The 20,358-nt window shown below is 38.9% G+C and carries 22 protein-coding genes and 1 riboswitch; of the genes, 12 read left to right on the top strand and 10 right to left on the bottom strand.

The features are described 5' to 3' along the window. Positions 1-60: 60 nt before the first annotated feature. The 10 genes from ACTJIV_RS18580 to ACTJIV_RS18535 form a co-directional block, all read right to left on the bottom strand. A complete protein-coding gene (locus ACTJIV_RS18580; protein ID WP_223557733.1) occupies positions 61-837 on the bottom strand; it encodes a hypothetical protein in 777 nt (258 codons plus the stop codon). 78 nt (positions 838-915) lie between these two features. Beyond that, positions 916-1,656, bottom strand: a complete 741-nt coding sequence (locus ACTJIV_RS18575) for a hypothetical protein (protein ID WP_440629098.1) — start codon at positions 1,654-1,656, stop codon at positions 916-918. A 16-nt stretch (positions 1,657-1,672) separates the two neighbouring features. After that, positions 1,673-2,428: a sulfite exporter TauE/SafE family protein gene (locus ACTJIV_RS18570; RefSeq protein WP_111958521.1), complete on the bottom strand. Its 756-nt coding sequence runs from the start codon at positions 2,426-2,428 to the stop codon at positions 1,673-1,675. Continuing rightward, positions 2,419-2,871 carry a FixH family protein gene (locus ACTJIV_RS18565; protein WP_336378126.1) on the bottom strand — a complete coding sequence of 151 codons (453 nt, stop codon included), beginning with the start codon at positions 2,869-2,871 and terminating at the stop codon, positions 2,419-2,421. Before ACTJIV_RS18565 ends, ACTJIV_RS18570 begins: the two co-directional genes overlap by 10 nt. A gap of 50 nt (positions 2,872-2,921) precedes the next feature. Beyond that, the gene (gene ccoG, locus ACTJIV_RS18560; RefSeq protein ID WP_223557730.1) at positions 2,922-4,376 is read right to left on the bottom strand and encodes a cytochrome c oxidase accessory protein CcoG; all 1,455 of its coding nucleotides are present in this window, start codon (positions 4,374-4,376) and stop codon (positions 2,922-2,924) included. Positions 4,377-4,474: 98 nt separating this feature from the next. Further along, complete coding sequence (locus ACTJIV_RS18555; RefSeq protein ID WP_111958527.1) at positions 4,475-5,356, bottom strand: cbb3-type cytochrome c oxidase N-terminal domain-containing protein; 882 nt, start codon at positions 5,354-5,356, stop codon at positions 4,475-4,477. 10 nt (positions 5,357-5,366) lie between these two features. After that, positions 5,367-5,567 (bottom strand): cbb3-type cytochrome oxidase subunit 3, encoded by a 201-nt coding sequence (locus ACTJIV_RS18550; protein ID WP_111958529.1) that lies wholly within the window; start codon positions 5,565-5,567, stop codon positions 5,367-5,369. A 16-nt stretch (positions 5,568-5,583) separates the two neighbouring features. Further along, positions 5,584-7,845 (bottom strand): cytochrome-c oxidase, cbb3-type subunit I, encoded by a 2,262-nt coding sequence (gene ccoN / locus ACTJIV_RS18545; RefSeq protein WP_111958531.1) that lies wholly within the window; start codon positions 7,843-7,845, stop codon positions 5,584-5,586. Between the two features lie 5 nt (positions 7,846-7,850). After that, positions 7,851-8,078 carry a cbb3-type cytochrome oxidase assembly protein CcoS gene (ccoS, locus tag ACTJIV_RS18540; protein ID WP_111958533.1) on the bottom strand — a complete coding sequence of 76 codons (228 nt, stop codon included), beginning with the start codon at positions 8,076-8,078 and terminating at the stop codon, positions 7,851-7,853. A gap of 109 nt (positions 8,079-8,187) precedes the next feature. Next, positions 8,188-10,563 (bottom strand): heavy metal translocating P-type ATPase, encoded by a 2,376-nt coding sequence (locus ACTJIV_RS18535; protein WP_440629097.1) that lies wholly within the window; start codon positions 10,561-10,563, stop codon positions 8,188-8,190. A gap of 89 nt (positions 10,564-10,652) precedes the next feature. On the opposite strand from ACTJIV_RS18535, the gene ACTJIV_RS18530 reads away from it, so the two are divergent. The 12 genes from ACTJIV_RS18530 to ACTJIV_RS18475 all read left to right on the top strand — a co-directional run bounded on the left by ACTJIV_RS18530 (position 10,653) and on the right by ACTJIV_RS18475 (position 20,274). Next, positions 10,653-11,366, top strand: a complete 714-nt coding sequence (locus ACTJIV_RS18530) for a Crp/Fnr family transcriptional regulator (RefSeq protein ID WP_062652074.1) — start codon at positions 10,653-10,655, stop codon at positions 11,364-11,366. 63 nt (positions 11,367-11,429) lie between these two features. Next, the gene (gene panB, locus ACTJIV_RS18525) at positions 11,430-12,245 is read left to right on the top strand and encodes a 3-methyl-2-oxobutanoate hydroxymethyltransferase (protein ID WP_111958535.1); all 816 of its coding nucleotides are present in this window, start codon (positions 11,430-11,432) and stop codon (positions 12,243-12,245) included. A gap of 3 nt (positions 12,246-12,248) precedes the next feature. Then, positions 12,249-12,572: a hypothetical protein gene (locus ACTJIV_RS18520; protein WP_111958537.1), complete on the top strand. Its 324-nt coding sequence runs from the start codon at positions 12,249-12,251 to the stop codon at positions 12,570-12,572. A 3-nt stretch (positions 12,573-12,575) separates the two neighbouring features. Next, the gene (locus tag ACTJIV_RS18515; RefSeq protein ID WP_440629096.1) at positions 12,576-13,253 is read left to right on the top strand and encodes an RluA family pseudouridine synthase; all 678 of its coding nucleotides are present in this window, start codon (positions 12,576-12,578) and stop codon (positions 13,251-13,253) included. 141 nt (positions 13,254-13,394) lie between these two features. Further along, positions 13,395-13,492: riboswitch (TPP riboswitch) on the top strand. 59 nt (positions 13,493-13,551) lie between these two features. Continuing rightward, positions 13,552-13,758 carry a sulfur carrier protein ThiS gene (gene thiS / locus ACTJIV_RS18510; RefSeq protein WP_223557727.1) on the top strand — a complete coding sequence of 69 codons (207 nt, stop codon included), beginning with the start codon at positions 13,552-13,554 and terminating at the stop codon, positions 13,756-13,758. A gap of 25 nt (positions 13,759-13,783) precedes the next feature. Beyond that, on the top strand, positions 13,784-15,595 hold the full coding sequence (gene thiC / locus ACTJIV_RS18505) for a phosphomethylpyrimidine synthase ThiC (protein WP_440629095.1): 1,812 nt from the start codon (positions 13,784-13,786) through the stop codon (positions 15,593-15,595). After that, positions 15,592-16,179, top strand: coding sequence for a thiamine phosphate synthase (locus ACTJIV_RS18500; RefSeq protein WP_440629094.1), 588 nt, complete (start codon positions 15,592-15,594; stop codon positions 16,177-16,179). The genes thiC and ACTJIV_RS18500 overlap by 4 nt, the downstream gene beginning before the upstream one ends. After that, positions 16,155-16,904 carry a hydroxymethylpyrimidine/phosphomethylpyrimidine kinase gene (locus ACTJIV_RS18495; RefSeq protein WP_440629093.1) on the top strand — a complete coding sequence of 250 codons (750 nt, stop codon included), beginning with the start codon at positions 16,155-16,157 and terminating at the stop codon, positions 16,902-16,904. Before ACTJIV_RS18500 ends, ACTJIV_RS18495 begins: the two co-directional genes overlap by 25 nt. Positions 16,905-16,906: 2 nt before the next feature. Next, a complete protein-coding gene (locus ACTJIV_RS18490) occupies positions 16,907-17,521 on the top strand; it encodes a thiamine phosphate synthase (protein ID WP_440629092.1) in 615 nt (204 codons plus the stop codon). After that, positions 17,518-18,294, top strand: a complete 777-nt coding sequence (locus ACTJIV_RS18485) for a thiazole synthase (RefSeq protein ID WP_440629091.1) — start codon at positions 17,518-17,520, stop codon at positions 18,292-18,294. Before ACTJIV_RS18490 ends, ACTJIV_RS18485 begins: the two co-directional genes overlap by 4 nt. Before the next feature lie 14 nt (positions 18,295-18,308). Then, positions 18,309-19,427 carry a 2-iminoacetate synthase ThiH gene (gene thiH / locus ACTJIV_RS18480; protein WP_440629090.1) on the top strand — a complete coding sequence of 373 codons (1,119 nt, stop codon included), beginning with the start codon at positions 18,309-18,311 and terminating at the stop codon, positions 19,425-19,427. Positions 19,428-19,542: 115 nt separating this feature from the next. Beyond that, positions 19,543-20,274 carry a HesA/MoeB/ThiF family protein gene (locus ACTJIV_RS18475; RefSeq protein WP_440629089.1) on the top strand — a complete coding sequence of 244 codons (732 nt, stop codon included), beginning with the start codon at positions 19,543-19,545 and terminating at the stop codon, positions 20,272-20,274. Positions 20,275-20,358 lie beyond the last annotated feature (84 nt).

Here is a 20,358-nt window from a genome sequence, read left to right as displayed (position 1 = left end):
ATAATAATAATCCCCTTTCATTTTTTGGAAGGGGATTTTATATTAGGTTTTAAAGGTCAATTATTCAGTAGTAATAACCACTTTCTTATCCTTATTGACAAGGTTTTTGCCGTCCACAAGATCATTGGATCTTACAACAATTTCAACTGTTTTGTTATCGATCTGTTTTACGAAATCGTGCTTGCCTTCAATACTTTTGATGGGTTTCTGAAATTTAAGCCTGTTGGAAAATGTAAGATTGAACATTCTCAGCATTCCTGCCATTCCGGAAGCCATTTGTTTGCCATAGGCCTCAATGGAATCACTTTTGGTTTTAGGAACTGTTTTTTCTTCCGTTTCCTTTTCTTCAAGCATTTTGAGAATTCCATCAGAATTAAATTTATCAGTATTAATAATCAGAGATTTACCATTCCAGACTGCAATGTCCTGTAAGGGGATCTTTTTCAGACGTTTGTCGCTGGCCAGAAGCTGAGTAATTTCTGCGGGCATAAGTTTATCATACTTCAAGGAAAGGCCTATGATCTCGTTTTTATCTTTATCCACTTTCATATAGACTTTTTTCAGCACCTTCACCGAATCCTCATTAAGAGTTATTTTTCCATGCTTCTGAACATTATAAAGACTTGTCCAGTCGGTAGGCAATTTATCCAGGTCGCTCAGTTTCTTTGGATCAGAACCCATCATGCTCATCATTCCCATTACACTTTTATCCATCAGGATATTAGACTGCATGCTGGTAGCAGAATCTTTGTAATAGGTAGTTTCTGTATTGATGGAGCAGGACTGGAGAACTATGACAAGGATGGCAGCCCATAAAAAATTTATCTGTTTAATCATTACTGAAATTTTTTGTGTTCTCTTATGTATTACAAAACAGATACCAACCAAAAACGGACTGAAATTTCAGCCCGTTTTTTATTCTGTAACGATAACAATTTTTTTATCGGCATTCCTGAGTTTGGCCTCTTTATCATACATCGCTTTAAGATCGTAATCAATTTTAACGGTATAATTATCGGTTTGTTTTACCCAATCATGTTTTCCGGTGATAGATTTTATTTTGTTTTCAAATTTCAGGGTTGTTTCTATATTTTTAAAAAACATGGTAACCATTCCTTCCACTTTTTCAGCCTCGTCTTTAGAAGCTTTGCTTTTAAGAGTTTCTTCAATGTTTTTAAGATTAAAATTTTCCGTGTTGATCGTTAATGTTTGTCCGTCCCAGTTATTGAAAATATTCTGGTCCAGCGGAAGTTTTTCCTTCTTGTTATAGCTTTTCAACATCTGATAGTCCGCTTGGGTAAAGCGATCCATTTTTAAGGAAAGTCCGGCCGGCTCATTATTTTCCTTGTTCATTTTCATGAAGATCTTTTTCATGAGTCTTATCGAATCGGGATCTGTAGTCTGCGGCTTGCCACTTTGCTTCTGAACATCCAGAAAACTTGTCCAAATCGTTGGCAACTTGTCCATTTCTCCGAATTCTTTCTGCTGCTTCAGAGAATCGGGAGTCATAGCTTTCATTTCAGAAATAAATTGTCTCATATCGATATCTGTAATCGAAGTGGAGGCAGCATCTTTGTGATAGACAATTTCAGAGTTAATAGTACATGATTGCAGAACAAAAAGACCTGCAATGAATAAAAAAAGGATATTTTTCATGGAATTAGTTAGCTATTTAATGACAGTTGCTTGAGCTATGGTCGTGGCCTTCAATGTGGCAATTGCCGTTATGATCTTTAGAAATCGTCATAGCTTCGGCTCTCGGTGAAATATAAGGAATTCCCAGTTCAAGGCCTCTCAGAATAAATAATCCTCCTAAAATAATCATAATAACAGGAACTGCTTTTAAAATTTTAATTCTAAAAGCCTGATTCATGAGATTGCCGGCAAGAACTACAGCAAACATGAATGGGAGTGTCCCGAGTCCGAATAAAGCCATATATGAAGCTCCCTGCCATATTCCTCCGGCTGCCAGGCTGGCTGTAAGAGCCATATAAACCATCCCGCACGGAAGGAAGCCATTAAGAAGCCCGGTTGTAAACCTTGAGCGGTAATCTGCTTTCTGAAGCAGCTTTCCTAAATTTGATTTTACTGAAAAGAGAAATTTAGAAAGAAAAGGAATCTTAGAGGCAAAATCTTTTCCTCCAAATGAAAACAAAGCCATGATAATCAGAAGAATTCCTGCAACGATCGTAAGATATTGCTGGAAGCCAGCCATTTCAAAACCTTCTCCTACAATTCCCAATATGGCACCTAATAAAGAATAAGTGAAAATCCTGCCGAACTGATAGGTTAAATTTTGAAGATAGAAATTAGTAGCCTGTTTCTTAGTCAACCCCATCGATAAAGCAATAGGCCCGCACATTCCGATACAGTGAAAACCGGAAGCAAATCCTAATGCAATTGCCGATAAAATAAGTCCTATTTCCATATCACATCATAATCCATTCTATAGTCTGTTTTGTTTTTCGTCCACATAAGTCTCAGGGTATAATTTCCTGCTTTTAATACCTGTCCCGGTATAAAAAAAGACTGAGCGGCATCAAGCTGTACAGATTTTTTTATGTCTAAATTCTGATCGTCGGTTCTGTTTAAAACAAACTTTACCGTAGTATTGGTATTATTGTATTCTTTTGGAAAAGTAATCTTAATTCCGTTTTTTTCCTGACTGTATACCGGCTTTTCCTGCAGGTCGTCAGCTCTTTTCTTGGCATCAATGACATCCTGGTACTTAAGTTCCTCTTCATAATAATTATCGGTTACCATTTCAGAATTTTTCTGCCCGTTCGGGAAAAGAAATAGCATCGATAATATAAAAACAATGAATGCAAATAATGCAATGACTACACCGTGTCCCCAGCTAAAGTTTTTCATTTCTTCCGGTTTTTTTATCTGTTTTGAACCTCATTATTGAGGCTTTTTAATTAAAATTGTAATTTAAATGGTCCCTCGAAATACGTCTGATAAGAATCTATAAGCTTCCCTTTCATATCATATACACCGATGGTTATGTTTTGTTTTGAAAGCTTCATGTCATTTTCCGGGAAGCTGATATTGATTGTTCCTTTCGAAATTTTATCTCTGTCTACCTGGATCTTGCTGGATGCACTGTACGTGATCTCACCGTGTGCAGGCTCAAGAACTTTTATCGTCACAATCTTTTTGTCGTTGGTTTTATTGAGGAATGTATAATTATAGGTATTGGTAATCTTACCGTCTCTTACAAAGAATGTACTTCCAGCGGGCTTAATGAATTTCGCTTCCATTTCTCCTCTGTTATAAAGAAGAAACCCTAAGAACCCAACCAATAAAACAAGAACCACTGCAAAACCTTTCATCCTTCCTGTGAATTTGAACTCGGTCTGGTTTTCAATTTCATTTTCCGATGCATATCGGATCAATCCTTTTGGAAGTCCTACCTTTTCCATTACTTCATCACACGCGTCAATACATGCGGTACAGTTTACACACTCCAGCTGCTGTCCGTCCCTGATATCAATTCCTGTAGGACAAACAACCACACACTGATGGCAGTCGATACAGTCTCCTTTTCCTGCAGCCTTACGGTCTTCACCTTTTCTCCATTTCGATCTGTTTTCTCCTCTTTTAAAGTCGTAGAAAACATTAATCGTGTCTTTATCAATCAAAACACCCTGAAGTCTGCCGTATGGACAAACTAAAGTACAGACCTGTTCTCTGAACCATGCAAATACAAAGTAAAATGCTGCTGAAAACAGGACCATTATAATAAAGTTGGTAGGATGAGCAAACGGTCCTTCTGATATAATTCTGAAGATCTCTTTATACCCTACAATATACATCAGCATAAAGTGAGTGATGATCAGGGAGATGATAACATAAACCGACCACTTCAGGCTTCGCTTCCAGATTTTTTCGCTGTTCCATTCCTGTCTGTCCAGCTTCATCTGCTTGTTTCGGTCCCCTTCAATAAGATATTCAATTTTACGGAAGATAGATTCCATAAAAATTGTCTGAGGACATATCCATCCGCAGAAAATTCTTCCGAACGCAATCGTAAAAATGATGATAAATATTAAGGATGCGATAGCACCTAGAGTAAGGATAAAAAAGTCCTGTGGATAGAAAGGCTGTCCGAAAATGAAAAACTCCCTATCGATAACATTAAACAAAAAGAATGGGTTGCCATTAATTTTGAGAAATGGCACCGTAAAATAAATAATTAATAAAGTATAACTTACAATGTTTCTATAGTTGGTGTATTTTCCTTTGGGTTTTCTCGGAAATACCCATTTTCTTTTACCGGATTGCTCCATTGTCCCGATAGAATCTCTGTAAGTTTCAGGATCCAGAACCTGTCCCTGTCCGCCTCGTACTTCTATTTCTTCTATATCTGACATAGTATACTATATTTTAAAAAAGAAAAAACATAATTCGTTACTATTTTAATCTAATAACAAATTATGTTTTTTTCATATGTTTCTAATTTTTTTTAAAATTATTCTTTTTCCCAATGCGCTTCGGTTCCCTGAGGAGCTGCTCCTCCCTGAGCCTGAGTCACTGGCGGTTGTTCCTGATTAATGTGATATACATAAGCTGCAATCTTTTCAATCTCTGCTCCTGAAACTTCTCCGTTTTTACCGAATGCTCTCATCGCAGGGTTGGTAGGAGAACCATTCCAGTCCATATGGAAAACATTTTTAAATAAAGTTTTCTCCGGCTGGTTGATCCAGTAGTTATCCGTAAGGTTTGGACCAATACCACCGCTACCGTCTTCTTTGTGGCAAGATGCACAGTTGGTTTTGAATAGTTCTTTACCTTCCGCGATATTGTCGGCAGAGTATTTAGCTGTTTCTATTGTTACAGGAGGCTGATTCTTTTCATATTCTGCAATGCTTGCCATCTGCTCCTTATATTCCTGCTCATATTCGCTCAACGGGTGTGCGAAATCTGTGAAAGAATATGCTGCGATATATACAATACAAAAAGCAGTCCCAAAATAGAATAATCCTACCCACCATTTCGGAAGCTGGTTATCCAATTCCATGATCCCATCGAAACCATGATCGATAAGGATATCTTTTTCTTCTGTAGCAGACTGTTTTTTGAATGCACTGTCGTACATCCTTCTTAAGAAAGGCACTTTTTTTTCTGCCAGATAAGCTGCTTTTTCTTCCGGAGATAGTTTTTTGAACTTATTATTTTCAATCAAATCTCCAATAGCACTGTGGATGTATGCTAAAATAGCACTGATCACAACAGTTCCCCAGAAGTAAGGTGAAGCTAGGAACGAGTAGCTCTGTACAAACAAATAATAAAAAACTATTAAAAGTCCAGTTATTATTAAGATGTTTACAACAACAGGTGTTCTTTGTTTCATAATAAATAGTTTAATTTTTTAAATTAAAATCGTCATCCTCATCATCCCCAAGTGGAGCTTCTTCTTCCTCTTTGTAATATTTTTTAGGTCTGCTAAAAACATAGATTACCAGAGCTATGAAGAACAGCATAAAGAAAATCAGAGCCAGCGTCTGGTAGAGACCAGCGTTTTCTGTATTGGATAATATATCTTTAAAGTTCTGAGGAATCATGTGAACCTTTTAATGTTTAGTTAGTACTTGCTGTTTTTATTTCTGTAGTCTTGATATCTGTTCCTAATCTCTGAAGGTAAGAAATAAGAGCTACGATCTCTTTTTTCTCCAATTCTCCCTGAGGTCTCTTAGCATAAGCTACCTTAAGGTCATTAGCTTCAGAGAAGATGTCTTTTACGATTTTTGATGCCTGGTTGTCTGCCCAGTTGTTGGCAGAATCTATTTCAGCTTTCGTATAAGGAACTTCAAATGTATTCTTCATCAGCTTCATTTTGTCTACCATCTTGGATCTGTCCAGGTTGGTAGCAATTAACCAAGGATAACGAGGCATGATAGAACCTGCAGAGGTAGATCTTGGGTTATACATGTGCTTGTAATGCCAAGAACTTGGGTTTTTCCCTCCTTCTCTGTGTAAATCCGGTCCTGTTCTCTTAGAACCCCATAGGAATGGTCTGTCATATACAAATTCTCCCGCTTTAGAATACTGTCCGTTTTTACCATTAAATCTTGTAATCTCATCCCTGAAAGGTCTGATCATCTGGGAGTGACAGGCATTACATCCTTCACGGATATAAATATCTCTACCTTCCAGTTCAAGTGGTGAATAGGGTTTTACTGCTGATATCGTAGGAACACTTTTCTTAAGGGATAGTGTAGGGATAATTTCAATTGAACTACCGATGGAAATCGTGAAGAAAGATAAAATACCTAATAATACAGGCATTCTTTCAAGCCATAAGTGAGTACCTTCACCTTCTTTACGTTTGTTTCCGATGTTGGCCAATGCAGGTGCTTCAGCAGGAACATCTTTCTGGAATGAACCTTTTCTTACGGTAGCGATTACGTTAACAATCATTAGGATAGCCCCGGAAATATAGAATATACCTCCTAAGAATCTCATCTTGAAGTAAGGAATGATTGCGGTTACCGTATCAAGCCAGTTTTTGTACATCAAAGTACCATCAGGGTTGAACTGTTTCCACATCAAACCTTGTGTAAATCCTGAAATATACATTGGTACTGCATAGAAAATAATTCCTAATGTTCCTAACCAGAAATGCCAGTTAGCTAGTTTTACAGACCAAATTTTTGTTCTCCACATAATGGGTACCAAGTAATAGATAACCCCGAATGCCATGAAACCATTCCATCCTAGAGCTCCTAAGTGTACGTGACCGATAACCCAGTCTGTAAAGTGACCAATTTTGTTGATATTTTTAGTTGCCAAAAGCGGACCTTCAAATGTTGCCATACCGTAGCATGTAACAGCTACTACGAAGAACTTAAGGATAGGGTTTTCCCTTACTTTATCCCAAGCTCCTCTCAGCGTAAGAAGTCCATTTAGCATCCCTCCCCATGACGGTGCGATAAGCATGATAGAGAAACCTGTTCCCACTGCCTGCGCCCATGCAGGAAGAGCAGTATACTGAAGGTGGTGAGGACCAGCCCAGATATATACGAAAATTAATGACCAGAAGTGAATAATAGACAGTTTATAAGAGAAAACCGGTCTGTCTGCTGCCTTCGGAAGGAAGTAATACATTAAACCAAGAACCGGAGTTGTCAGTACGAAAGCTACGGCATTGTGACCGTACCACCACTGTACAATAGCATCCTTTACCCCTGCATATGCTGAATAAGATTTCCAGCCGGAGAAAGATAACGGAACTTCAAGATTGTTGAAAATATGAAGCATAGCCACGGCAATCCATGTACCGATATAGAACCAGATAGCTACATAAAGGTGTCTTACTCTTCTTTTTGAAATCGTAAGGAACATGTTGATTCCGAAAACAATCCAGGAGAATGCGATCAATATGTCGATCGGCCATTCATGTTCAGCATATTCTTTTGAAGTATTGATCCCCATAAAGAACGTAACGAACGTAGCAACGATCATAAACTGCCAGGTCCAGAAATGTAACCAGGATAATGTATCACTGTACATTCTTGTTTTTAATAATCTCTGTAATGAGTAATAAATACCGGTATAAACGATATTACATACAAATGCCCAAATTACAGTATTGGTATGAAGCATTCTGATTCTTCCAAAACCAAATGCACCATGAGTGTTTATTAACCCTTGAATATTGCCTGATGCAAGACTTTTGATGGTTGTATCATCTGTACCGAATATAAATTCCGGCAATTCCGGGTAGAAAAGCATTAATGCCGCCGTAAGCCCGAACGTAAATCCTATAAGACCGAAAACTAAGGTCGCATAAAGGAACGCACGGACAATACTGTTGTCATAACTAAACTTTTGTGTTTCCATATCAACTATTCACTTTTTTCTTCAATTTTATTATTCTCTCCTATTTTTTTCTCGTCTTTATCTTTGTCGCCTTTTTCATCCTTTTCCTTGATTTCTCCATTATCAAAAAGGATTCTGACAGCCGGAGATTCATCATCTTCAAACTGTCCTTTTCGGGCATACACTATAAATACGACCAAGAAAATCGCAGCTAAAGAAACACTGCAGAGGATCATTAAATATAGAATATCCATTGGACAACAAAATTAACCTATTTTCGGGGTTCAAATTTAGTGAAAAATAATGACATTCATCACGAAATGCGGATTTCAGCTAATTTAAAATCAGTCTAAATAAGGGCTTCTACGCCTGTTTTTTGAAATATTTGCGGCCCAAAATCCAGGTGGAAAGAGTAGTGAATGTAACCACAGTGATGGAACTGATTGGCATGATGATTGCTGCGAAGAGCGGATGCATCTGACCTGTAACTGCGTAACTTAAACCAACGATATTGTAGAGAAAACTGATTATGAATGTCATTTTTACAATAGTAATAGATCCTTTGCAAACATTCAGGTAGTTATCTAATGTGACTACCTTATCACCGTTCATGATCACGTCGGAAGATGGGGTAAAGCTGTTTGTGTCATCTGCGATGGCGATTCCTACATTACTTTGCTTCAGTGCACCGGCATCATTCAGTCCGTCTCCCAGCATAGCCACTTTCATGTTCTGATCCTGAAGATTTTTGATGTAGTTCAGCTTGTCTTCCGGGCTCTGGTTGAAGGCCATTCCCTGATATGTAGGGATAAGTTCCTTAAGCTGGTTTTCCTCTGAAGAGTTGTCACCGCTCAGGATGAATATTTTGTAGCTGGTAAGCTTCGTGAATAGCTCCTTTAATCTCGGACGGTATTCATTTTTGAAGATGAATTTACCTAAAAGTTTGCCATTTTTGCTGATGTATACAGCTGTTTCAAGGTTTTTAGGCTCCTGATCATTATAACGGGCGGAGCCAATTTTATAAACATTTCCTCTTACACTGGCTTCATATCCTTTTCCGGAAATCTCCTGGAAATTTTCAACAGGGAAATAGTCATCACTTACCTCTATAAATTCATACAGAGATTTAGAAAGCGGATGGTTGGAGTTTTTTAATAAAGTTTTGATATTCAGGTTGTCAAATTCATTGATTTCAAAACCTGAATATCTTATGTTTGATTTTTTTCTGTGGGTAATAGTTCCTGTTTTATCAAAAACAATAGTATCAAGTTTTGCAATTTTCTCAATCGTTAAGGTATCTTTCACGTAAAACTTATTACGTCCTAAGATTCTCATGATGTGTCCGAAAGTAAACGGAGCAGATAAGGCTAGTGCACAAGGACATGCAATGATAAGAATGGCTGAAATAACCTGGAACATGATTTTAAGGTCAATAAATGACCAGTAAATTCCTGAGATTAATGCAATACCTAAAATAATGAATGTGAAGTACTTGCTGACGTTGTTGGTGAGTGTGTCAAGACCAGTTTCATGCTTCTTAAAAGCTTCCTTATTCCAAAGCTGTGTCAGGTAACTTTGATCCACATCTTTAATTACTTCTAGCTCTAATGATGAACCTATCTGCTTTCCTCCTGCAAAAATTTTATCACCCGGCTGCTTGCTGATGCTTTCGCTTTCTCCCGTGATAAAGCTGTTGTCTATATTTCCTTCCCCGTTGATCAGAATGGCATCCACCGGAATGATCTCCTGGTTTCTTACCAGAATTCTGTCCCCCACCTTAATCTCAGAAAGAAGGATGTTGTTCTGTTTTCCTTCAAAATCTACTTTGGTAACTGCAATAGGGTAGAATGATTTATAATCTCTGTCGTAGGATAAAGCGCTATACGTTCTTTTCTGGAAAATTTTCCCCATTAGCATAAAGAACAGCAATCCACACAATGTGTCAAAATATCCAGGACCGTAATCTGTAACCACTTCGTAAATACTTCGGCCAAAAAGAACAAAAATTCCCAGGACAATCGGAACATCGATGTTGACGATCTTGTTTTTCAACCCATACCAGGCAGATTTGTAATAATCCGAAGCGGAATAAAATACAACAGGACAGGCCAAAAGGAACATCAGTGTTCTGAAGAGTCCTTTATAATGCTCCATCCAGTAATCCTCACCCCCTACATATTCAGGGAAGGCAAGGAACATCCCGTTTCCGAATGCGAATCCCGCAATGGCAAATTTTATAAGAAGAGATTTGTCAAGGTGATCTACGTTTTTATCGGCGGTTTCAAGGCTGATAACGGGTTTGTAGCCGAGATTGGTTAAGAAATTAGCTAGTTCGCTTAATTTGAGATCGTTATGATTGAATGAGATCTGTAAAGTCTTTCTGGTGAAGTTTACCTGAGAATAGTTGATGTGCTTATTCAGGGTATGTAAGCTTTCCAGAAGCCATATGCATGAAGAGCAGTGTATTACAGGGATTTTAAACGTAACGAGACTTGTTTTTCCTTCTGAGAAATCAGTGATTTTTTCGAAGATTTCAGGGGTGTCAAGATATTCAAATTGAGAAGAGCTCTCATCAGGGCGGATTCCGGCCCTTTTATTAAGTTCGTAGAAATTGGTTAAATCATTGAGATTCAGAATTTCGTAAACAGACTTACAGCCATTGCAGCAGAAAGTCTTTTCATCAAATAAAATTCGCTCCTTTTCTATACCTTGACCACAATGAAAACAGTTCTCGCTCACCACCATAATATATTGAACTACAAAATTATAACAATTTTTTTTGTTTATCGCGTTAAAAAGTTCTATTTTTGTGATAAATGTCATATAAAATGTCGCAGGAACAACAGATTGCAATTGAAGAGAGGTTCGCCAGAGTTTTTAATGATAAATCATTTAAAGAAAGACTTTCTAGCACTGATTTTGAAAAATATATTAACAGCAAGAAAAAATTAAGTTTTCAGAAGCACGACACCATTTTCGAGGACGGAGAAACGCCAAAAGGAGTATACGTTTTAGAAAAAGGAGCAGCTAAGCTTTCCAAGTCCGGAGCTTTTGGAAAAGACCAGATCTTAAGATTTATCAAAGAGGGGGATATTATCGGCTATCGTTCATTACTTTGCGGGGAAAACTTCCAGGCAAAGGCTGAGGCTATGACAGACATTGAATGCATTTTCCTTCCGGCAGATGTTTTCATGTATCTTTTAGAGGTAGATCCGCAGCTTTCCTTTGCAATGCTTCAGAAAATCTCCTACGAACTGGGAGAATCATCTAATACCATTACCTTCCTTGCACAGAAAACGGTAAGAGAAAGACTGGCTGAAATCCTGATACTTCTGGAACAGAAACTGGGCGTAGATCCTGAAGGGTTTATTAAAATTTCGCTCACCAGAGAAGAAATTGCCAACATCATCGGTACTGCTACAGAAAGTGCCATCCGTTTGATCTCTGAATTCAAACAGGACAGTCTCATAGAAGTAGACGGAAGAAACATCAAAATTTTGAACCACGACAAACTGATGAAACTAGGTCACGTAGTTTTATAACAATCATACAAAAACTTAAGTCGGCGAAAGCCGACTTTTTAACTTTTAAAAAATAGATACATTATGTCTGTTCACTCTGAAATTAAAAAAGTTACGACTGAAACCTTGCGGAAAATGAAATTCGACAAGGAAAAAATAACAATGCTTACTGCCTACGACTTTACTACTGCAAAAATGGTAGATGCCGGAGGGGTAGATGCTATCTTGATAGGGGACTCTGCTGCTAATGTGATGGCTGGTTTTGAAACGACTTTACCCATCACGCTGGATCAGATGATTTATCATGCTCAAAGTGTTGTTCGTGGAGTTGACAGAGCTCTTGTGGTAGCGGATCTTCCATTCGGAACCTACCAGAGTAATCCTGAGAAAGCGCTGGAGTCTGCAGTTAGAATGATGAAAGAAGGTGGTGCTCATGCTGTAAAAATTGAAGGAGGAAAAGAAATTTCAAAATCTATCAAAAAAATTATCAATGCAGGAATTCCTGTTATGGGACATTTGGGATTGACACCGCAGTCTATCTATAAGTTCGGAACCTATAAAGTAAGAGCTAAAGAAGAAGCAGAAGCTGAAAAACTGATCAGTGACGCACAGCTTTTGGAAGAATTAGGATGTTTTTCAATTGTTTTAGAAAAAATTCCTGCTGATTTAGCGAAAAAAGTATCAGAAAGTATTTCTATTCCGACTATTGGAATTGGAGCAGGAGCTGATTGTGACGGACAGGTTCTTGTATACCACGATATGGTTGGGATGAACAAAGGCTTCAGTCCGAAGTTCTTAAGAAGATACCTTGATCTGTACACAGAAATAACAGGTGCGGTTGCCCAGTACGTGAAAGATGTGAAAAGTGTTGAGTTCCCTAATGAAAACGAAAGCTACTAATTGATGATGAATCAACAACAATCACTTCAGGGAATCTTATCCATCGCAGCAATCATATGTATGGCGGTAGGCTGGTTCAATTTATTTTCTCCGGAAATTAACGAGCTTCTCTCCAGAAAAGTCTTTTATGTATTGATAGGAGCAAGTTTCTTCGTTCAGGCACCTACGCTTCCTAATAAAAACTTTATGTATGGTATGTATGCAGCGGCAGCACTTTGTGTCATCGGGGCATTTTTACCGGCAGATTCTAAACTTTCAATGCTTAAAACAATCGGTCTTCTTGGAGGAATTGTTATTTCTTTGACTAACAGACCGAGGCGTTCGTAATGTATGGAAGAGCAGATTGTATATGAAGATAACCATCTTCTGGTGGTTAACAAAAAAGTAGGACAGCTTGTTCAGGGCGATAAAACCGGCGATGAATCTTTGCTGGAGTCCATTAAGAATTTTATCAAAAAAAGAGATGCTAAGCCGGGAAATGTTTTTCTCGGTTTGGTTCACCGTATAGACCGTCCAACCTCGGGTCTGGTTATCTATGCTAAAACTTCCAAAGCACTTTCCCGCCTTACCCAGATGGTGAAAAACAGGGAAGTAAAAAAAACATATTGGGCTGTTGTGGGTAAAGAAATGATCCCTCAGAGCCAAAGACTTGTTCATTACTTAAAGAAGAATGAAAAAAATAATAAGGCCATTGTTTTTCCAAAGGTAACAGAAGGAGCAAAAGAAGCGATTTTGACCTATCATGTGATCAAAACCTTAGATAATTATATGCTCCTTGAAATTGATCTGGAAACCGGAAGGCATCATCAAATTCGTGCCCAGCTGTCGAAAACCGGAATTCCTATAAAAGGCGACTTGAAATACGGAGCGCCTCGCTCCAATCCGGATGGCGGGATTAATCTTCATGCACGGAAACTGGAATTTATTCATCCGGTAACAAAAGAAAAAATAGAAATTATAGCACCTGTTCCGCAGAATGATGCAGTATGGAGAGCTTGTGAAGAGTAAAATTACTTCATTCAATCTTTTAGGTAAAATTTTGAGTATAGAATCTTTTAAAAATAAAATAAGGCCATTCAATATTGAGATGGCCATTTTATTTTTAAAACAAATTCAATTTTGCCTATTCTGAAAAAATAACTAACTTCGTCACAACTTTAGGGGTGTCTGTAGATATACAGACTGAGACTTTACCCTTTGAACCTGATCTGGATTATACCAGCGTAGGGAAAAGTAAATGACTTTTGCTGTACATTCTATTGTGCAATAATGGCCATTCCTAAAGTATATTTTAAAATAATTAGGAATGGAACTTACAATCAACCACACAACGAAAACATTTGAAGTACTTCCCGATAATCTGGAAGCACTCATGGCTATGGAAATACCCGGAAAGAAAAAAGGGATAGCCGTGGCTCTCAACAACCGTATTATTCCATTGTCCGACTGGGCAGAAACAATCCTTAAAGATAAAGATTCAGTTTTAATCATTACTGCCACTCAGGGCGGATAATTTTCATTTAATAATACAAAAACTTATGGCTCATTCAATCACTTGTTCGCCATTTCCGAACGCCAAGAAAATTTATGTTGAAGGAAAAATACATCCTATCAGCGTAGCAATGCGTGAAATTCACCTCAGTCCCACAAAGCTTACCAACGGGACGTTGGAAGATAATGCACCTGTAACCATTTATGATACCTCAGGTCCCTATACGGATGAAAATGCATCCATTGATATCATGAAAGGACTTCCAAGAATCAGGGAGCAATGGATACTGGACAGAAAAGATGTGGATATCCTGAGCGGAATCACCTCAGAATACGGAAAAGCCCGCCTTGCAGATTCACGTCTTGATGACCTGCGTTTTGCCTACGATCACAAACCGAAAGTAGCAAAAGAAAGCTTTGAACTTACACAGCTCTATTATGCAAAACAAGGAATCGTTACCGCTGAAATGGAATATGTAGCCATCAGGGAAAATCAGAGGATCGAGCAGATGGATACGGTTTCCCAGGATATGGCATTTCAACATCCCGGGAACAGTTTCGGTGCCAATACTCCGAAAGGTAAGATCACCCCGGAGTTTGTAAGAGATGAAATTGCGGCAGGAAGAGCAATCATCCCGAACAATATCAATCACCCGGAGAGTGAGCCAATGATTATCGGACGTAATTTTTTGGTTAAAATTAATGCTAACATCGGAAACAGTGCTGTTTCATCCAGCATTGAAGAAGAAGTAGAGAAAGCAGTCTGGGCCTGCCGCTGGGGAGCTGATACCATTATGGATCTTTCTACGGGAAAAAACATTCACGAAACAAGGGAATGGATCATCAGAAACAGCCCGGTTCCTATTGGTACTGTTCCCATTTACCAGGCTCTTGAAAAGGTAAAAGGTGTTCCGGAAGATCTAACATGGGAAGTTTTTAAAGATACCTTAATTGAACAGGCAGAACAGGGAGTTTCATACTTTACTATTCATGCCGGAGTTTTATTAAGATATATCCATCTTACAGCAAAAAGAGTAACAGGAATTGTTTCACGAGGGGGATCTATTATGGCAAAATGGTGTCTTTACCATCATAAAGAAAACTTTCTGTACACCCATTTCGAAGAAATCTGTGAGATCATGAAGAAATATGATGTGGCTTTTTCCTTGGGAGATGGTCTTCGTCCTGGATCTATTGCGGATGCCAATGATGCCGCTCAGTTTGCTGAACTGGAAACTTTGGGTGAACTGACTAAAATTGCCTGGAAGCACAACGTGCAGGTGATGATAGAAGGGCCGGGCCATGTACCGATGCATATGATCAAAGAAAATATGGATAAGCAACTGGAAGTATGCCAGGAGGCACCATTTTATACTTTAGGTCCTTTGACGACAGATATCGCGCCGGGGTATGATCATATTACTTCCGGAATAGGAGCGGCAATGATCGGCTGGTTCGGATGCGCAATGCTTTGCTATGTAACTCCGAAAGAACATTTGGGTCTTCCCAACAAAGAAGATGTAAAAGTTGGAGTTATTACTTACAAATTAGCTGCACATGCTGCAGATCTGGCGAAAGGTCATCCCGGAGCGCAATACAGAGATAATGCTTTGAGTAAAGCCAGATTTGAATTCAGATGGGAAGACCAGTTCAATCTTTCATTGGATCCTGATACAGCAAGAACTTATCACGATGAAACGCTGCCGGCGGAAGGTGCTAAAATTGCCCATTTCTGTTCCATGTGCGGTCCAAAATTCTGTTCTATGAAAATTACCCAGGAAATCCGCGATTCTGCAGAAAAAGGCATGTTGGATAAATCCCAGGAATTTATTGAAAAAGGAAAAGAAATTTATATATGATCCTGGTTATCACTCCCGAAACAATAGTTCAAAACGAAACAGAGATCATCAATCAGTTGTTTCAGGAAGGATTGGACCTGCTTCATATAAGAAAACCAATGATAAGCCGGGAAGAAATGAAAAATTTCCTGTATGGTATCGATGAGAAGTTTTATCCTCAGTTGGTATTGCACGGATATGGTGATTTGGGGAAGGATTATCATATTTCCCGGCTTCATTTCAGGGAAGCAGACCGGAATGCAGGGATTTATAAATCCCATATCGGAAAAAACATTCTTTCCACTTCGGTTCATGATATGGAAACGTATAATGCACTAGGAAAAGAATGGGAATATTCATTTTTCAGTCCCGTTTTTCCAAGTATCTCTAAAAAGGGGTATGGGGAAGATTCATCATTAATAGAAGAAATGAAATATAGAACTAACCAGGAAATAAAATTAATTGCATTGGGAGGAATCAACGAAAACAACATCTATACAGTATTTGAAAACGGAGCAGACGGAGCGGCACTATTAGGTGCGGTTTGGGAAAGTGATCAGCCATTAAATACATTCAAAAAATGCAGACAGAACGCCCTTTCGTGATGAGTATTGCAGGATTTGATCCATCAGGTGGAGCAGGCCTTTTAGCGGATATAAAAACATTTGAACAGCTTGGCGTAATGGGGCTGGGTGTTTGCACAGCCATGACTGTTCAGATAGAATCCAAGTGTTTAAGCATAGAGTGGCGGCCTTTAGACGAGATCATAACATCCATAAGTGTCTTGATGAAAGAATACCCTGTTGAAGCTATAAAAATCGGAGTAGTAAAAGATTCGGTATTTCTGGAAAAGATCATAGAAACAATACGGTTCTATAATGCCGGAACAAAGATCATCTGGGATCCGGTATTAAAAAGTACTTCAGAATTTTCTTTTTTTGATCTGGAAACCTTACCTCTTTTGAAAGATGTTTTAAAAAAAATTGATCTTATTACACCCAACTATAATGAATACAGGGTTTTGCAAGAATACAATCTTTTAAATCAAGACCAGAACCCATGTGCTGTATTGGTCAAAGGCGGCCACAGAAATGATAGAATAGGAACAGATATTCTGATCCGGAACGGAGAAGAGATTTCATTGGAACCAAACCTTGATGAGTCTTCCGGCTACTATCCGAAACATGGTTCAGGATGCGTGCTGTCTTCAGCAATTGCAGGTTGGCTGGCGAAAGGGGGAAGTCTGGAAGATGTCTGTAGGAAAGGAAAGTTATATACCGAAAAATTTTTAAAAAGTAACCCCTCTTTATTGGGTTTTCATTCAGTTTAATCATGGAAAAATTACAATACATATCTCAGGGACAGACCAAAGAAGAACAGGAGTTTAATATCCGGAAAGCTTTAGATAATGGTATAAAATGGCTGCAGGTTCGCTGGAAAAATGCTTATGAAAACGAATTTTTTCAGCTTTGTGAAATTTCAAAAAAACTTTGTTCAGAATATCAGACGGTCTGTATCATTAATGACCATGTTCAAATGGCAAAAGAAATTGATGCAGACGGTGTCCATTTGGGCCTGAAAGATGTGTCCATTGAAATGGCGAGACACATTTTAGGTAAAAATAAAATGATCGGAGGAACAGCCAATACCCTTTCAGATGTCCTTCAGAGAATCAGTGAACCATGCGATTATATCGGTTTAGGACCTCTGAGATTTACCGCTACAAAAGAAAAGCTAAGCCCGATCCTCGGATTTGAAGGCTATCAGGATATTATTAAAAATTTAAAAGACAAATCGATAGTCATTCCGAAAATTTATGCCATCGGAGGAGTTGTCCTTCAGGATATTGAACCTCTTCAGCAGATCGGAATATATGGTGCTGCAGTCTCGGGAGAAATCACCAACCGTCCGGCTGCTATCAGTGAATTTAAAAAAGCAATGATATGAATAATCAGAAATTAATAATAGCAGAGAGAATATTTGATTCAAGACTGTTCCTGGGAACCGGAAAATTCGGAAACCTAAACGAAATGGCGACCTCTGTGATCGCTTCGGGAACAGATATGGTCACCATGGCACTGAAGAGAATAGATTCCGGTGCAGCAGAAGACGGACTGTTGGATTCATTAAAAGAAACCCATGTTCACCTCCTTCCCAATACCTCGGGGGCCAGAACCGCGAAAGAAGCAGTACTGGCAGCACAGCTTGCAAGAGAAGCCCTGGAAACAAACTGGGTGAAACTGGAAATCCATCCCGACCCGAAATATCTTCTTCCTGATCCTATTGAAACCCTGTATGCAACAGAAGAACTGGCCAAACTGGGATTTATCGTAATGCCATACATCCATGCCGATCCTGTACTTTGCAAGCGTCTTGAAGATGCAGGAACCGCGGTGGTAATGCCTTTAGGAGCACCGATTGGCACCAATAAAGGATTAAGAACACTGGATTTTCTGGAGATCATTATCAGCCAGAGTAAAGTTCCTGTAGTGGTAGATGCGGGAATCGGGGCACCTTCTGATGCAGCAAAAGCAATGGAAATGGGAGCTGATGCGGTTCTTGTCAATACCGCAATTGCTGTGGCAAGAAACCCTGTCAATATGGCTTTGGCGTTTAAAGAAGGGGTTATTGCCGGAAGAAGAGCCTTTGAATCGGGATTAGGGGCAATAGCAGATCACGCCGAAGCATCAAGTCCTTTGACCTCTTTTTTATTTGAATAAAATAGCAGAAAACAATGAACAGCTTTAAAGATGTTTTTGAACGTTATCATTGGGATGAGGTAAAAATCAGACTCGGAAAAGTAACCCATTCAGATGTTCTGAACAGCCTTCGGAAGAAAAACAGAACCTTAGATGATTTTCTAAATCTGCTTTCTCCCGCCGCCGCACAGGAACTGGAACTGATGGCAAAAATGACCCGCCAGCTGACCCAGAAACGCTTTGGGAAAACCATTCAGCTTTATGCACCAATGTATGTCAGCAACGAATGTCAGAATATATGTACGTATTGTGGTTTCAGTCTGGATAATGATGTAAGGAGGAAAACCCTTTCTGATACTGAGTTGATGATAGAAGCTTCTGTTCTGAAATCTATGGGTGTTAATCACGTTCTATTGGTAAGTGGAGAAGCCAGTAAAACAGTGGGAATTTCTTACTTTTTAAACGCTGTCCGCCTGTTGAAACCTCATTTTGCCAATATCTCGATTGAAGTACAGCCCTTATCAGAACAGGAATATTTCCAGCTTCATCAGGAAGGTGTTTATTCGGTGTTGGTGTATCAGGAAACGTATCATCAGGAGGTTTATAAAGAATACCATCCTAAAGGGAAAAAATCAAACTTCCATTTCCGCTTAGACACTCCGGACAGGATTGGAAGAGCCGGAATTCATAAGATCGGACTTGGTGTGCTGCTTGGGCTTGAAGACTGGCGTGTAGACAGTTTTTTCAATGCTCTTCACATTGATTATCTCCAGAAGCAATACTGGAAAAGCCGTTTTTCAGTTTCATTTCCAAGGTTGAGGCCTGCAGAAGGAATCATTGAACCCAATTTTATCATGGAAGATAAGGACCTGCTACAGCTGATCTGTGCCTACAGAATATGGAATGAAGACCTGGAAATCTCCATATCTACCAGAGAAAATGAAAAATTCAGGGACAATATCATCTCACTCGGGGCAACAGCCATGAGTGCGGCTTCTAAAACAAATCCGGGAGGTTATGCCGTAGATGTAGAATCTTTGGAACAATTTGAAACCAGCGACGAACGAAGTATGGAAGAAGTAAAAGTCAGCATCAGAAAAGCCGGTTACGATCCAGTGATGAAAGATTGGGATCCTGCATATAGCGGAATTTAAAAATTAAGCCATTAAGAACATTGAAGTCATTAAGTCTAATTAGGAAAAATCAATAGATTTTTTTAATCTTAAAACGGAGCTTATCTTAATATTTCTTGACAGCTTAAAAATCTTAATGATTCAAAACAATTTTGGAATGAAAGGCGAAGATATTTTTGCAAGATACAGCCGGCAGATATTTATCGAAGAAGTTGATCTGGATGGGCAACGAAGAATAATGGCTTCCAAAGTCCTTGTCATTGGGGCAGGAGGTTTAGGAAGTCCGGTCATTCAGTACCTTGCCGCTGCCGGAGTCGGAACTTTAGGTGTGGCAGATTTTGATGAGGTGGAACTTCACAACCTGAACCGCCAGGTCATTCACACTGAAAATACAGTTGGAATTTCTAAAATTAAAAGTGCAGAAACCTTTGTCAATACCCTTAATCATCAGGTGAAATTTGAAGGATTTAGTACGAAAATCAACAGTTCAAACGCAGAAGAAATCCTTTCACAGTACGATATTATAGTAGATGGATCCGATAATTTTACCACCAGATATCTGATCAATGATACCTGCGTTAAGCTTGGAAAACCGTTGGTGTATGGAAGTATCCTGGGATTTTCGGGACAAACCGCCGTATTCAATTATAAAGGAAGTAAAAACCTTAGAGACCTCTTTCCGGAACCACCTTTTGACGAAAATTTGCCTGACTGCGACAGTCTCGGAGTTTTGGGAGCATTGCCAGGCATTGTAGGGAGTATGATGGCTATGCAGGTTTTAAAGATCATCACAGAACTTCCTGTGCAAGCAAATCAGCTTACCCTTATTGATACTCTGAACTGGAGATTCCAGACCATAGATTTTTAAATTAACCTGGGTCGGGGTTAAGGGGCAGGAAGCTGGAAGTTAATATTGACACTTATTAAAAATTTGATGAAGGCATAAAGATTA

It is taken from the genome of Chryseobacterium sp. 22532, assembly GCF_052044665.1.
GTDB lineage: Bacteria > Bacteroidota > Bacteroidia > Flavobacteriales > Weeksellaceae > Chryseobacterium > Chryseobacterium lathyri.
This window is presented reverse-complemented; position numbering and strand designations above follow the sequence as displayed.